The organism is Anabaena sp. UHCC 0451, assembly GCF_034931405.1.
In the GTDB taxonomy this organism is placed as follows: Bacteria; Cyanobacteriota; Cyanobacteriia; order Cyanobacteriales; family Nostocaceae; genus RDYJ01.
This window is the reverse complement of the sequence record NZ_JAYGHA010000007.1, coordinates 171702-185440: the sequence shown is the minus strand read 5'-3', so window position 1 is coordinate 185440 and position 13739 is coordinate 171702. Positions and strand designations below refer to the sequence as shown.

The 13739-nt window shown below is 38.5% G+C and carries 14 protein-coding genes and 1 tRNA gene; 9 read left to right on the top strand and 6 right to left on the bottom strand.

The window, feature by feature from the left end; translation table 11 throughout:
* The first annotated feature begins 329 nt into the window (after positions 1-329).
* From VB694_RS07255 to nifH, 5 genes are all read left to right on the top strand, one after another.
* Positions 330-602: a hypothetical protein gene (locus VB694_RS07255; protein ID WP_190561696.1), complete on the top strand. Its 273-nt coding sequence runs from the start codon at positions 330-332 to the stop codon at positions 600-602.
* Between the two features lie 16 nt (positions 603-618).
* Entirely contained in the window at positions 619-1296 is a 678-nt protein-coding gene (locus VB694_RS07250) for an ABC transporter ATP-binding protein (RefSeq protein WP_323359636.1), read from the top strand.
* 322 nt (positions 1297-1618) lie between these two features.
* Complete coding sequence (locus VB694_RS07245; RefSeq protein ID WP_323359635.1) at positions 1619-2167, top strand: NYN domain-containing protein; 549 nt, start codon at positions 1619-1621, stop codon at positions 2165-2167.
* A gap of 180 nt (positions 2168-2347) precedes the next feature.
* Positions 2348-2419: transfer RNA gene (locus VB694_RS07240), tRNA-Asn, on the top strand.
* Between the two features lie 1377 nt (positions 2420-3796).
* Positions 3797-4696, top strand: coding sequence for a nitrogenase iron protein (gene nifH, locus VB694_RS07235; protein WP_323359634.1), 900 nt, complete (start codon positions 3797-3799; stop codon positions 4694-4696).
* 197 nt (positions 4697-4893) lie between these two features.
* Here the strand turns inward: nifH and VB694_RS07230 are convergent, their stop codons facing one another.
* Positions 4894-5091, bottom strand: a complete 198-nt coding sequence (locus tag VB694_RS07230) for an NblA/ycf18 family protein (protein WP_323359633.1) — start codon at positions 5089-5091, stop codon at positions 4894-4896.
* Between the two features lie 327 nt (positions 5092-5418).
* Here VB694_RS07230 and VB694_RS07225 point away from each other — a divergent pair, with 327 nt between their 5' ends.
* Positions 5419-5595 carry a hypothetical protein gene (locus VB694_RS07225; RefSeq protein WP_323359632.1) on the top strand — a complete coding sequence of 59 codons (177 nt, stop codon included), beginning with the start codon at positions 5419-5421 and terminating at the stop codon, positions 5593-5595.
* Between the two features lie 57 nt (positions 5596-5652).
* Here the strand turns inward: VB694_RS07225 and VB694_RS07220 are convergent, their stop codons facing one another.
* Positions 5653-6486, bottom strand: a complete 834-nt coding sequence (locus VB694_RS07220; RefSeq protein WP_323359631.1) for a M56 family metallopeptidase — start codon at positions 6484-6486, stop codon at positions 5653-5655.
* 4 nt (positions 6487-6490) lie between these two features.
* Positions 6491-6910 carry a BlaI/MecI/CopY family transcriptional regulator gene (locus tag VB694_RS07215; protein WP_323359630.1) on the bottom strand — a complete coding sequence of 140 codons (420 nt, stop codon included), beginning with the start codon at positions 6908-6910 and terminating at the stop codon, positions 6491-6493.
* A 473-nt stretch (positions 6911-7383) separates the two neighbouring features.
* Between VB694_RS07215 and VB694_RS07210 the strand changes: the two genes are divergently transcribed.
* The 3 genes from VB694_RS07210 to VB694_RS07200 all read left to right on the top strand — a co-directional run bounded on the left by VB694_RS07210 (position 7384) and on the right by VB694_RS07200 (position 8946).
* Positions 7384-7572 (top strand): DUF2887 domain-containing protein, encoded by a 189-nt coding sequence (locus tag VB694_RS07210; RefSeq protein ID WP_323359629.1) that lies wholly within the window; start codon positions 7384-7386, stop codon positions 7570-7572.
* Positions 7573-7583: 11 nt separating this feature from the next.
* Positions 7584-7961, top strand: coding sequence for a DUF4351 domain-containing protein (locus VB694_RS07205; protein WP_323359628.1), 378 nt, complete (start codon positions 7584-7586; stop codon positions 7959-7961).
* A gap of 244 nt (positions 7962-8205) precedes the next feature.
* Positions 8206-8946: a 2-phosphosulfolactate phosphatase family protein gene (locus VB694_RS07200; protein ID WP_323359627.1), complete on the top strand. Its 741-nt coding sequence runs from the start codon at positions 8206-8208 to the stop codon at positions 8944-8946.
* A 124-nt stretch (positions 8947-9070) separates the two neighbouring features.
* On the opposite strand, the gene VB694_RS07195 is transcribed toward VB694_RS07200, so the two are convergent.
* The 3 genes from VB694_RS07195 to VB694_RS07185 form a co-directional block, all read right to left on the bottom strand.
* Positions 9071-10855: a M61 family metallopeptidase gene (locus VB694_RS07195; protein WP_323359626.1), complete on the bottom strand. Its 1785-nt coding sequence runs from the start codon at positions 10853-10855 to the stop codon at positions 9071-9073.
* A gap of 240 nt (positions 10856-11095) precedes the next feature.
* Positions 11096-11779, bottom strand: coding sequence for a Crp/Fnr family transcriptional regulator (locus VB694_RS07190; RefSeq protein WP_323359625.1), 684 nt, complete (start codon positions 11777-11779; stop codon positions 11096-11098).
* A 314-nt stretch (positions 11780-12093) separates the two neighbouring features.
* A complete protein-coding gene (locus VB694_RS07185) occupies positions 12094-13281 on the bottom strand; it encodes a HetZ-related protein 2 (RefSeq protein WP_323359624.1) in 1188 nt (395 codons plus the stop codon).
* Positions 13282-13739: the final 458 nt, after the last annotated feature.

Here is a 13739-nt window from a genome sequence, read left to right as displayed (position 1 = left end):
TTAGAAAAATCTCCAGATGTTTATAAGTACAGGTTTTATTTGTTTATAGATGGCCATGACATAACCGTCTATAAGCAGAAATTTAACCGGGTTGTTAATCCAGTTTACAATTTTTTACGCTCTCTAATCATAATAGGTGTAATTCTCTAATTTTTCCAGGGGGGTGAGAAAGATTTTCAGGGATGAGATCCCTGTAATCCTTCCACAGCAAAGAAACAACGATATAAAACAAAATCTCATAATTCATCTTTCCCTTTGACAATTCACACCGAATCAACCAGGTAACGCTAGAATTAGTCCTACAGTCAGTGAAATGTGATTAATTCTAAATGTTTACCATCGACTTAAGCATCAAAAATACTGCTTTCCCGATATCAGTACAACGTAAGTCAACTGAAGATGCTGAAGCTGTTTATCAGCTGATTCTGGCAGCGATGCGCTCTGGGAACCCTGATATTGTGGAACTCAAGTGCGAAGGCAAAACAGAGAAAAAAATTGCTGTCCGTGCTAGTGAAATTTCGGGAGTACAAATTGTACAAAAAGATGGTACAGCCATTGGTGGCACTAGACCACCCGGATTTTTCGCCTTAGCAACTGAGTAACCAAGGTATACAACAGATGACGGCAGTAGGCATCGAAGTTAATGATTTAAACTTCTTATGGCCGAACGGGGAGCAAGTAATCAAATCTTGCTCTCTCAAAGTTCCTAAAGGCGAATTTTGGATGCTTTTGGGTACTAATGGCAGCGGGAAGTCAACTCTTTTGAGATTAATAGCAGGGTTGTTAAATCCTCAGTCTGGGGAAATTGGTATTTCTCCCCCTGTTGGTTTTGTCTTTCAAAATCCTGATCATCAACTGGTTATGCCTACTGTTGGTGCTGATGTGGCTTTTGGATTGGTGGCAGAAAAATTGCCGACCGCGATGGTGAAAGCGAGGGTGGAGGAGGCTTTAGGGGCGGTAAATTTGCTGTCTTTACAACGTCGTCCTATTTATGCGCTTTCTGGTGGACAAAAACAACGGGTGGCAATTGCTGGGGCGATCGCTCGTCACTGCGAAGTTTTATTATTAGATGAACCTACTGCTTTATTAGATCCAGATAGTCAACTAGATTTGGTAGCTAGTGTTCGTCATCTGGTCAAAAGTCGCGGTATGACGGCTTTATGGGTGACACACCGTTTAGATGAGTTAAACTATTGTGATGGCGCTTTTTTATTAGAAAGAGGTTCTTTAGTTGCCGCTGGTGAAGCTGAACGTCTTAAGCAGCGATTGATGACAACACACAGTGAAATTTCCTGAAGTAACCAGGAGTATAGCTAACGCTACGCTGCGCTATTAGATGTTTTGAGGTTAACAGCCCAACCTAATCATCAATAATTAATAACCAGATACCAGAAAACAGTTTGTTGTTTAGGTATCTGGTTTTTTAATTCTATAAAAAAGACCTGCAAAAAGCTTTATTCTTGGGGATTTTTGAAATTTCTGCCTTCTGTCTTAGGGTTTATTTCTACCCTTGAGGACATTTTTTATTCTCTGTAGCATAGTGTTACAAGTGTTGCTTCAATTACTATAAGTCTTATGAATGATTTTTGTTAACTCTAGATAATTGTGATTAAAAACCATGCCCCGTTCTATCATCCCGTCCATTTTATTAGTGGACGGCTACAACATTATAGGCGCTTGGACTTGCTTAAAGAAAACCCGTGATCATGCTGGATTAGAGGCAGCACGGGGGGAACTAATAGAAGCAATAACAAACTACAGCGCATTTCAAGGTTATGAAACTCAAATAGTTTTTGATGCCCAATATCAAAACACCCCCAGCAATAGAGAAAATATTACAGACTTTCTAACTGTTCATTACACCGATTTTGGTCAGACCGCAGATACCTATATTGAAAAATCCTGTGCGTCTATGCGTCACCAAGTCGCACAATGTTTAATTTCTCGCGTAATTGTTGCCACATCAGACCGAGCGCAGCAGTTAATGGTTCAGGGGTATGGTGCTGAATGGTTGTCAGCGCATCAATTATGCGGAGAAGTAGAAACAACTGTGTGCCGAATGCGTCACAGATATCAACCACGCAAACAATCCAAAAGTAGATTTTTAGCTAATGCTATTGATGCTAAGGCTAGGCAGAAGTTAGCGCAATTGCGGATGGGATTGTAGATCAAATGATCTCAAAATGTCTGGATTGCTCTTCTGGAGCAACTTTGTGCTGCAAAAAATTATATATTTCTATTTATTTCAGCGGCTTAGAAACAACCTAAAAAACTAAATCAAAAAAATTTTCCCAAAGTAGTTGACATGATTTGGTTTTCGGTCTAATATAGTAATCGTTGCGAGCGTTCCTCAGTAGCTCAGTGGTAGAGCGATCGACTGTTAATCGATTGGTCGCTGGTTCGAATCCGGCCTGGGGAGTTTAAGTAAATAACAGTTGTAAAGCATGAAGGGCAAAACTTCATGCTTTTGACTTTGTATGCAAACAAATATGACATCATAATAAATACCCAGGGACTTTTAAAACATCCTCTAAATCCACTACGAATAAAGCATATAGGGATAATATTTGATTGATGAAACGATACGTAGGGTGCGTCAGATATAACAAATCTGTTTATTGATAGAATTTATGCAGTCTGAAGCACCCTACAAATGCTTAGATTTTTTCAAAATTCAAATATGAGTCCTATATCCTCATCAAAAAATGGTACTAATCTCAATTATTTTAAATTAAACTCCATGATAAAAGTAACTGAATTCACAAATAGCATTTGTTCAATTGTTTATTGAATTGGCAGATGATCAACCTTAAAGTATGACTATTTAAGGTATTGGAGATAATAATTCTATTTAGTAAAAAAATAATTGATAAATAGCCAAACAAATTATTGATATCTATGTTATTGTGAGGATAGGAATCAGAAAGATAAAAGTTCAAAAGACTTCAAGCAAAAAATGAGGCAAGCTCAACTAAGTTCTTTTGTTCTGGTAAATCCACTTCAAAATATTTATCTTTTCTTCATGTCAAGATAAAACCAGATGAATTAGAAGAGTTACCCTCGTAACAACTTGAAGTCAATCAGAATTCCTTGGAGTATGTGCCAATAAGAATTGGTTAACTAGATAACATTATCTATCAGATGATATTAACCTTGGAGTTTGGGAAGAAAGACTCTTAGAGGCTGTCTGGTACATATATAGTCATCAGAAATGTTAGCGACTGAGCATAAGTAAGAAAAAGTATTTTTAACCGTGAACTATGATTTCAAAGGGATTTTTCTTCATGTATCAATCACGGTGAGATTTATTAATTCTGAAAAAATAGCTAAAAGCAACATCAATACAGCAATTTTCCAGAACTTAGGAGAATCATTTATGAGACTGGAAATGAGAAATTTTTGGCAGCCATAACCTCAGCAAAATCGTAGAAATTGTTGCAATCATTGAGAGTGAAATGCAATGTTGGTTGATTGGGTGGTTCAGGGGGAAAATCTGCACAAAGGTGAATCCCTATTGTAACCACTCTCCAAGATTAAACATCCTCCCAGGATGCCGTAACAATAACAGATAATGCGGAATTTTAGCTGTTAAATAGTTCTCAATTTAGGAGATGTGGATTTCTTCTCAATCAATTTCCAGTATCCCTATCTTGGTTGCCTAAAACAATCTGAATGTGCCTTTGATCATGCCTTAAGTATGCCTGAAGTCGCTATACAAATTCTGCTTTCTCAGCTAACAACATCTCAAACCAAATTTCAGTTACATCAACAAAACAATTGTAGGAATAAACTCATCATGGCTACTGACGGAAATATTAGACAAATTGCTTTCTACGGTAAAGGTGGTATTGGTAAATCTACTACTTCTCAAAATACCCTTGCTGCTATGGCAGAAATGGGTCAACGCATCATGATTGTAGGTTGCGACCCTAAAGCGGACTCTACCCGGTTGATGCTTCACTCTAAGGCTCAAACCACCGTTCTTTCCTTGGCTGCTGAAAGAGGTGCTGTTGAAGACTTAGAACTCAGCGAAGTATTGTTAACCGGTTTCCGTGGTGTTAAGTGCGTAGAATCTGGCGGTCCAGAACCCGGTGTAGGTTGTGCTGGTCGTGGTATTATCACTGCTATTAACTTCCTAGAAGAAAACGGTGCTTACCAGGATTTAGACTTCGTATCCTATGACGTATTAGGTGACGTTGTTTGCGGTGGTTTCGCCATGCCCATTCGGGAAGGAAAAGCTCAAGAAATCTACATCGTGACATCTGGTGAAATGATGGCGATGTATGCTGCTAACAACATTGCTCGTGGTGTTTTAAAATATGCTCACACTGGTGGTGTGCGTTTAGGTGGCTTGATTTGTAACAGCCGTAATGTTGACCGGGAAGTTGAATTAATCGAAACCCTGGCAAAACGCTTGAACACCCACATGATTCACTTTGTACCTCGTGACAATATCGTTCAGCACGCAGAATTGCGTCGGATGACTGTTAACGAGTATGCACCTGATAGCGATCAGGGTAATGAATATCGGACATTGGCTAAAAAGATTATCAACAACAAAAATCTGACTATTCCTACACCTATTGAAATGGAAGAACTAGAAGAGTTGTTGATTGAGTTTGGTATTCTTGAAAGTGATGAAAATACTGAAAAACTGGTTGGTAAATCAGCTACTGAAGCACCAGTAAAAAAATAGGAATACGAAGCAATTAATGCTTGAGATTGGGGAGGATTAATTAATAGTTAGTCCCACCCTTTCCCTCATTCATGAATGTGTGAAAATTCAAGTCATTTTTTTCACATCTAATGTGCATTATTTGGGAAAAATGTCATCATCACAAGAGTTATATCTGATTCAGGGATGCTCAAATTAGAGACCTTTTGCTGTCCTGATTAACCAGAGATGCTTCCTGAATCTAGTTTCCATTCATGCTTTAGCAATTCTTGGTAAGTCGTTTCTTGAATCATCATATGCTCATACAGATTGAGTAAAAATATCTGAGCTTGTTCACGGGACATTTGCTGTACTTGGTCAGCAAAGATTCTGAGGCCAAATTCTTGTTCTAAAGATAATTTTATAGGCTGATTCATTGCTTGCTCCTATGCCCAATTGGGGCAAAATAAAGGATTAATACTGGCTATGTAATTTTGAATTATTCATACACCCATTGAGTTTGAGGGAATTACCTTCACGACTTACGCAACTGGCACATTGGGAGGGTGCGTCAGATTGCATAAATCCTGCAAATAAACAGATTTTTGATATCTGACGCACCCTACAACAGATTTTTAGTGTGACACTTGCGTAAGTCCTAACCTTATTGAAGGGTGTAGCACTTGAATTTTATGTTTTACGAAGTTATGTTAATAAGTATAACGAACTATTTACAATTCTGACGTGATAGGAGTCAGATAAACATGAAAAAAGACAACCAACTTGTGATCAGCCACGTTAGTCCTGAAGTCAGACAGTTGATAAAGCTTTATGCGGCTGTTAATAACTGTACACAAGCGGAAATGTTGGAGCGCATTATTTTGGAGTGGCACGCGCAACAAAGCCTAAGTGAACGGCCTCCAGGGGATGAAGATGAATAGGCTGAAAAGTGCTTAGTCATCTCCATTATGCCTATTACAGAATAGAGCGGAAGTATTTCAAGTATGAAAAATTACTGTGAGCAAGGGTAGGAAAGCAAATAGAAAAATATGCCAGGACTGTAATTGAGCTTCTGAAGTTGGTTCTGGTGGTGTTAATAAAGCTTCTATTCTCTGTTCCAAGCGATCGCCAGCACCCAAAGCAGCACAGCAAATCTCTTCTCCGACTGGGTTGTTAGTCACGACTAACAGCAATGATTCTGCTAATACCAAGGGATCTACTTGGGATGCAGCGTAACTATCAGCCCGTAATTCCCGCAACATTAACAATTCTTGCCATAGAGCTTCTGTATTGGGCAGCCAAGCGGTGCAGGAACGGACCCAACCTAGCCAAAAAAACCAAAACGTATCCCTATACTGATAATGTCCTTGCTCATGTGCTAAGACGCTTTCTAGGTGGACTGGTGAGAGAGTTTCTAGTAATCCTTGACTGACTACTAATTCAGGTTGCCAAAAACCCATTTGACCGGCAAATAACGCCCCTGTTTCTAGGAGTCGGACTTGTTTACCAGCGAGATTTATTTGTGGACATTCACGGGCCGATTTGACAGATTTCCAACCTTGGAAAGCCAGTTTCAGTCCTAAAATATTGAAAAAGCCGATAAAAATTAATGCCAGCAGATAGCTGAAAGAACCAGTATACATTCCCCCCATTGTCCCTTGTTTACCCATGCAGACTACAGAGGTTGCTGTCATGAATATGAGTAAGGGGGGAAAGAGGAATAAAAAGAGTGTTTTTTGCCAGCGTAAATGCCAGTTACCTTGGGGTATGTTGGCGAAATATCTTAAGCAGCAAGCAATGGTGACAGCAGTGAGAATCATGAGTAGATGCATAATCTTATTTTTCTCTCCTGGCTTGACGTGCGGCTTGAATACGTTTAGCGATCGCTTCTATTTGATCACTAGCAGCTTGATCTAAACTATCAGCAAAGGCAGCAATTACATCAGGATTTCCCACTGCTAAAAATCGCTGTAATTGATCATGGGCTTTAATTACTTCTGCTTGCTGCTTAGTCAGCAATGGCCGCCAATAAAAGGCTTTTCCCTGTTTATCGCAAGCTAACCAGCCTTTTTCGGTGAGACGACGCAAAACGGTGGTAACGGAAGTATAAGCCAATTCGCGGTTAGGATCTGTCAGAATGCGATCGTGTACATCTTTGACTGTTGCTGAACCGAGTTCCCAAACGATGCTCAGTATTTCTGCTTCTAGAGGACCTACGGATAATTGTTTAGGACGGTAATCTGGTAAAGGAGCCATGTTGATAATTGTGGGGGAATCTGCTTTTATATTTTCACATTTTTCTCAACCAAAGGCGCTCCAGGTGTAGGGAGATTAAAATCGCTGTAAGTTTGAATTAGGTCACTAAAGGGAGATAAAGCAAAACCGTTTGCAGTATAAATCCTGTTCATCCTTAAATCCTGATTCATCCTGATATGGCTTGCGCCACGCTACGCTATCAGACAATATGACAATATGTGCGAAAATTGCCAAAGCAGGTGTTGAGGATGTAACATGACAGACTTTCGATTGCCGTTCGGCGAATCGTAACAGGAACAAAGCGCGCGATCATAATAATGATCTTGGTTTTCGTGTTGTGTTCGGGTCTTGCTCGCCAGCACTCTCTACAGTCAGAATTGGTAAAAGGGATTTTATCAAGCGTACATCAGAGAGTCCAAACTCAAACCCAGTGATGTAGGTGACTATATCCGAATTTGACACTTAATAAAAATATGCACACAGATACAATATTCTACCAAATCTTCCTCACCTTCCACACTCTATTATTTGAACTACTAGGTCAACCCACAGAAAATGCAGAAGGCTATAATTTTACATCTGTAGAAGTCAAGGAAAAAGCCTTTCGATTTGATGGGATTTTCATGCCAGATAGTGTAAAGAAACCCAAGCACCAGAATTAGTTCAAAACTTAATGCAAAGAACAAAAATAGAGATTAGTAACGACACAGAAAGACAAGGTATTATAGAGTTATTAGAGACTGTTTTGTTGTCCAAGTTTTCGCAATTAAGCCGTCAGGAGATTGAAGCGATGTTTTTAGTGAGTGATATCAAGCAAACAAGGGTATATCAAGAAGCAAAGCAAGAAGGTAGACAAGAAGGTAGACAAGATGGAGAGATGATTTTACTTATGCGTCTGTTATCCAAGCGATTTGGGAAATTGAGCGATAATTACATCGAAAATATCAACAAACTGACCATAGAACAACTAGAAGACCTGGGAGAAGCATTATTCGATTTTGTGGACATTACCGACCTGGAACAATGGTTAAAAGCTCATACACAGAAGTAATTAACCTTAATCCTGGAAATCAGGATATGGCTGGCGCTTGGCGTTAGCTATCAGACAATCTCTACTTTTTTCTATCTTGAAGATTAGAAAATGTAATACCAAGCCTAAAAGCTTGATAAATAAGCTTTATATGATTTTTTAGTATTTATGTATTGATAAAAAGATAAAGTTTAGTATCAACAGTTGGTGACATCAAGCGAGTAAAATATAACCGCAGTATTTATAAAGCAGGTATATCCAGCGCGTGAAGATATTTGTATATCATACTCCAGAATTAACTCCAACTGATGAAGCGCCAGAATGCGCGATCGCTGTCGATGTCCTGCGGGCTACTAGTACAATGGCGACAGTGTTAGCGGCTGGAGGCGAAGCAGTGCAAGTCTTCAGCGATTTAGACAAACTAGTAGAAGTTAGCGAAAAATGGCCAGCAGAAAAACGATTACGTGCTGGAGAACGAGGCGGTGCAAAGGTGGCTGGCTTTGAGTTGGGTAATTCACCCTTGGATTGCACAGCAGAATTGGTAGAGGGACGGCGTTTGTTCATCAGCACTACTAATGGTACTCGTGCTTTACAACGGATACAAAATGCCCCCATTGTTCTTGCAGCAGCTTTAATTAATCGGGGTGCAGTGGTGAAATTTCTTCTAGAAAAGCTGCCGGAAACTATCTGGATTGTTGGTTCTGGTTGGGAAGGAAGTTATTCCCTAGAGGATACTGTTTGTGCTGGTGCGATCGCTCACAGTATTTTACAACAGTCTAACTTATCCCTAGAGGAAATAACTGGTAATGATGAAATGATTAGTGCGATCGCTCTTTATTCACAATGGCAAAATGACTTATTGGGATTACTGCACCAAGCTAGTCATGGTAAGCGATTATTACGCTTGGAATGTTTAGAAGATTTAAAATATTGTTCCCAAACTGATATTTTAGATGTTTTACCAATTCAGCACGAACCAGGTGTTTTAAAAAGTCAGACTAAATAACCAAAAAGTTATTGTTTCTGGTTGTATTTACCCCTTCTAAGCAATAGTTTAGTCAGGGGTAAATTCTAACAATCAATAATTCAGGAGTTAGTAACCCACATTCAGAACTTTATCCGCTATTTTTTTACTGCATAGTTGTTAACGGTACACCCAACCAACCCACAAAATTATCTTGCTGAGTAGGAGAAGGATTTTCAACAGATTTGAGTTGATACTTAGTCGGATTTTGTTTTGCTAGGGTAACGGAATAGTGTCGCAGTTCGTCTTGGTGGAAAACAGTAATTTTGATAGTATCGTTAGGTTGATAATCTTGCAAACGGTCACTTAACTGACCTTTTTCTAGCTTAATTTCATTAATTGCCAATAACTCATCACCTGCATCAATTCCTGCTATTTTTGCCGGGGAATCTATCTCTACAAATTTAATTATTTCGCGTCCATTTTCAGTATTTATCATCACTCCTAAATAGGGTTCTTGCTCACATTCTTCTAACAATTGTAACCCAAAAGGTTCTAAATAATCATTAAATGGTAAATCATCCAGTCCATGAATGTAGCGGTTAAAGAAATCAGATAAATCTATTCCTGCTAGAGATTCAATCACCTCCTGTAACTGTTCTGGAGTATAACCAATTTCTGTTTTACCAAATTGTTGCCACATTTTCAGCATCACATCATTAAGAGAACGCTGATTATGATGAAGAGAACGAATTAACAAATCTAACAATAGTGATACCATTTCCCCTTTTAAATAGTAAGAAATTTGGGAATTACCACTATTAGCATCTGGACGATATAGCTTAATCCAAGCATCAAAACTAGATTCTGAAAGAGGTTGTACCTTGCGTCCTGGTGTTTTCAGATATTTAGTAATTTCCTGATTTAAGTGCTGAAAATAAGATTTAAGATCATAAATTCCGGCTCGGAAAGGAATCACTAAATCATAGTAACTTGTTGTTCCCTCACAAAACCAAAGAGATGGCGTATAATTTTCTTGATCGTAATCAAACACATCTAAACCTTTGGGGCGAATTCGCTTGACATTCCATAGGTGAAAAAATTCGTGTGCGACTAATTGGATAAAGCGTTCATATTTATCTTGAAGGCGAAATCCAAAGCGATGATAAATTAATGAACAAGAATTTTTATGTTCTAATCCACCATAAGCTTGATTAAATAAATGAAGGATAAACACATATTTTTGATAAGGCAAACCTCCAAACATTTGGGCTTCAAATTTAATAATTTTCTGCAAGTCATCCAGTATTTTTTGGGGTTGACAATTTCCCTGTCCCCAGATTGCTAATTCATGAGCTTTTCCCAATACTTCAAACTTAAATAATTGATGGTTCCCAATTTCAAAAGGACTATCCACAAGAGTATCAAAATCAGCAGCTAAGAAAGTATTAGCTTCCTCTTTAACTGCTGGTAAATCTGTTGTTATCTGCCATTTTGAGCTTGGTGGCACGATAGTAATATTAATTGGGTTTTCTTCATAACCAGGAATTCTTAAAAATAGTGCTGCGCCATTGAAATAAGCGTGAGTTGCATCCAAATGATTTGTGCGTACTGATAGCTCATTGGCAAAAACACGGTAGCGGAGGATGACTTCAGAAACATTTCCTTTTTCTACCTGCCAGTGATTTTTACTGATTTTCCGCCAAGTTAAAGGTTTAGATTCAGCAAAGGCAGCAAAATCTTGTAAATTTCTAGCATATTCTCGCACCAAGTAAGAGCCTGGTGTCCATACTGGCATTTTCAAATCAAGAAGTGATAATGGGTAGTTTACAAGGTGTAAAGTTACTTCAAACAGATGGGTTTCCGGTTGAGGCATTGCTACCCAATAATGAATAAGCGGCTCAATTTTCTGAACCTTAGTGTTGAGACGAATTGCTATTGATTCAGTCATCTTCTGTGCCGAGTCTAGAGTTATAAGTCTATAGTCAACAGTTCATAGATAATAGTCAATAGTCAATATTCGCTTAACCTCTGGTTTCTCAGCACTAGGTACAAATTCATTGACATACTCCCCAGCCTAAATAAGATCCCCGACTTCAACAGATCAATTTATCATTTGTGAACACAATAAATCAAAGAAGTCGGGGATCTGGATATGAGCGATTGCTATAGCTGAATACTTACGTAAAAATTAGAATTTATTAGCTAAATTCTCTAACTGTGTCATGTTAATCAGATAAATGGAGTTTTTAACATGATCAATTTTGATCCATCCTTTTTCATTGAGTTTTTCCATAATTTTGGTAGTTTCTTCAATACTGATTTCTGTCACCTCCGCCAAATCTTTGAAAGGGATGTAAAAAATTTCCTTACCTTGGGGTGAATTCTGACCGTAATTAAGACTTAAGCTCACTAAAGTATGAGCCAGTTTAACTGCTGGTGGTGAAGACCGCATTTGCAAGCGCATATTGATTTGGCGAACTCTGCGCACCATTAGTTGCAGCATCCGGTGATGTAACTGCGAGTCTTTAAACAAGATTTGGATAAAACGTTCTCTGGAAACAGTCAGCAATTTAACTGTTGAAAGGGAAATAACATCCGTTGAGCGCGGAGATTCATCTAAAACTGCCATTTCTCCAAAGAAATCACCCGGACCTAAAATTGCTATTGCTACAGAATCTTCACCATTAGTACGCCGGACTTTCACCCAACCAGAAACCAAAAAGTAGACTGCGTTACCCCAGGCATCTTCCATCAAAACTGCTCGTCCAGAGGGGTATTCGTGTTCAACTGCAACGTTGAGTAACCATTCCAAAGATTGGGGGTTGGCTGTACTCAACAAGGGGAAAAGATCACTAAAAACCTCGATTTGCATGAAATATTCACAAGGAATTAATTCAACAGCGTCAAACTTTGTTTGTTATTTTTAAGTTTTTCAGAGGTAATACTTAAGCTATCGTTAGTAGCTTAATTTACTCAGAAAACTTCTTAACCGCAGTAATATCATAACCGTGCTAACACTGATCATATCTTTGATGGCTGCTAATTACTAATTGTTGATAGATAAGCAGCAACTAGCAATTAAAAACCAGGTCAAAGTTAAGCTAAGTAATTAACCGGACTAGATATCTATACTTTAATTACAACATAACAATTATGTATTGTGGTTAAAAACAGAGTTTTTCGCTATTAATCTTGAGTTCTTAAGGTTTGGGCAGCAAGATAGACTTTAGTCCATTCACCTAGCACTTGATGAGTTTTGAGTTGTAAATTTTGGGCGATCGCTTCTATGGATTGGCCTGCTCTCCTGAAGTTGAGAATCTGCCTACCTAGAGGAGTTACTTTTTCCTCAAGTTGTTGCCATTGGTTTTCTTTTAAACCAAAGTTATGTTCTTGCAAGGAAATTGAGAGCCAGCTGTCTACAAGTTCGGGTTGACCTTTGATAGCAAAAACACGGATAGCATGGTAGCTAATTTTTTCGCGCAGTCGGTATACTTCCTTAATGGGCTTATTGAGTTTTTTGGCAATTTCTTCTTGAGTTTTGCCTTGTAGATATAATTGCAGCCAGTCTGCTGCCTGTTGTCCTAAATTTTGCAGTAAGTATTGTTCAAATTCTTGATGTACAGATTGACGTAGTGATTGTTGCTCTTCTAATTTTTGGGCTTCTTGATATTGAGCGATCGCCTGACTATCTACTAGATTGAGTGGATTGTCAGTATCTTCTGCTAAAACTTCATCGGAAACCAGTCTAATTAAATCACTGGCTGGGACTTGTGTTAGCCCACCCCGTTGAATGCGTCGCAAGTAGTTGACGAAGCGATATACTAATAGAGGTTGATTGCGTACTGGACGCAAACAATACTCTTCTAGGCTGGCAAATAGCAAGGTGTCCCGTAATCTTTTATCAGTGGTCAATTCTGCAATAGTAGACATCTGCTGCTGCATATAGGAGTCACTTTGCAGTAGTTCTTGGAGGACTTCTTGTAATACATCAATGACACTGCGCTGGCGATCGCGACTTAAAGAAACCCAAGTCTGAATTTTATTTCTGAGTGTCATCACACTTCCCAAGCGATTGATCAGGTGGCGATAAGCACGTTCTCGTCCTATTCCTAAATATCGTTGCTGTAAAATCCGCCAGCGATATTCCATTGCTTGTTTAGCAATTCCCAAATCTTTAGGGGTGAGTAGTTCAAATCGTTGTAAGTCCACCCCCAACAGCCAAAGAATAATACTATTTCTAGTAGCCTCACTTTGTTCTGGACAATCAGCAGCGAGTTTCTTTTGCCAATATTGCTCTAGGTTTGCCGCATTTGTTTCCATAGTGAGATTGCGCTCCTCGAAACTCTGATTTAAAGTTTGCATCACAACCCCCATACCCACTTAAATTATTAACTAGTTAGTAGCTGCCCCTGTTCTCAAAATACTCAAACTACCTATTAAAAAATTTCTGTATTGATTTTTTATTGAGTTTTACTGCCCTAAAAATAATCCTGAAATTTTTAGTTTAGGTATTTTGTTTTTCTAATCTTCCCAAGGTAAAAATGATTAATCACTATTTTTGACGGATATTTACCTGTGTAGGTTTCAACTTTCTGTAGTTATTTTTGATTAAACTTCTTTACAAGTCTTGATATCTATTAGACAATCAGAAAAGTCAAGTAGCTTGGCAATTTACACGCCATTCATAAAAGTAACGATGATATTCATATACAGAAAATTACAATCATTTCCCATGAGCAAACGTGAAAACTAATCTTTTATAGGACTAAAGCTGCGTGTCACACCAAAAATCTGTTTTAGGGTGCGTCAGATATCAACAATCTGTTGATTTG

Excerpts from the sequence above, each read along its gene's own strand:
- VB694_RS07255 (WP_190561696.1), top strand. The coding sequence starts at position 330 with ATGTTTACCATCGACTTAAGCATCAAAAATACTGCTTTCCCGATATCA.
- VB694_RS07250 (WP_323359636.1), top strand. The coding sequence starts at position 619 with ATGACGGCAGTAGGCATCGAAGTTAATGATTTAAACTTCTTATGGCCG.
- VB694_RS07245 (WP_323359635.1), top strand. The coding sequence starts at position 1,619 with ATGCCCCGTTCTATCATCCCGTCCATTTTATTAGTGGACGGCTACAAC.
- nifH (WP_323359634.1), top strand. The coding sequence starts at position 3,797 with ATGGCTACTGACGGAAATATTAGACAAATTGCTTTCTACGGTAAAGGT.
- VB694_RS07230 (WP_323359633.1), bottom strand. The coding sequence starts at position 5,091 with ATGAATCAGCCTATAAAATTATCTTTAGAACAAGAATTTGGCCTCAGA.
- VB694_RS07225 (WP_323359632.1), top strand. The coding sequence starts at position 5,419 with ATGAAAAAAGACAACCAACTTGTGATCAGCCACGTTAGTCCTGAAGTC.
- VB694_RS07220 (WP_323359631.1), bottom strand. The coding sequence starts at position 6,486 with ATGCATCTACTCATGATTCTCACTGCTGTCACCATTGCTTGCTGCTTA.
- VB694_RS07215 (WP_323359630.1), bottom strand. The coding sequence starts at position 6,910 with ATGGCTCCTTTACCAGATTACCGTCCTAAACAATTATCCGTAGGTCCT.
- VB694_RS07210 (WP_323359629.1), top strand. The coding sequence starts at position 7,384 with ATGCACACAGATACAATATTCTACCAAATCTTCCTCACCTTCCACACT.
- VB694_RS07205 (WP_323359628.1), top strand. The coding sequence starts at position 7,584 with ATGCAAAGAACAAAAATAGAGATTAGTAACGACACAGAAAGACAAGGT.
- VB694_RS07195 (WP_323359626.1), bottom strand. The coding sequence starts at position 10,855 with ATGACTGAATCAATAGCAATTCGTCTCAACACTAAGGTTCAGAAAATT.
- VB694_RS07190 (WP_323359625.1), bottom strand. The coding sequence starts at position 11,779 with ATGCAAATCGAGGTTTTTAGTGATCTTTTCCCCTTGTTGAGTACAGCC.
- VB694_RS07185 (WP_323359624.1), bottom strand. The coding sequence starts at position 13,281 with ATGGGGGTTGTGATGCAAACTTTAAATCAGAGTTTCGAGGAGCGCAAT.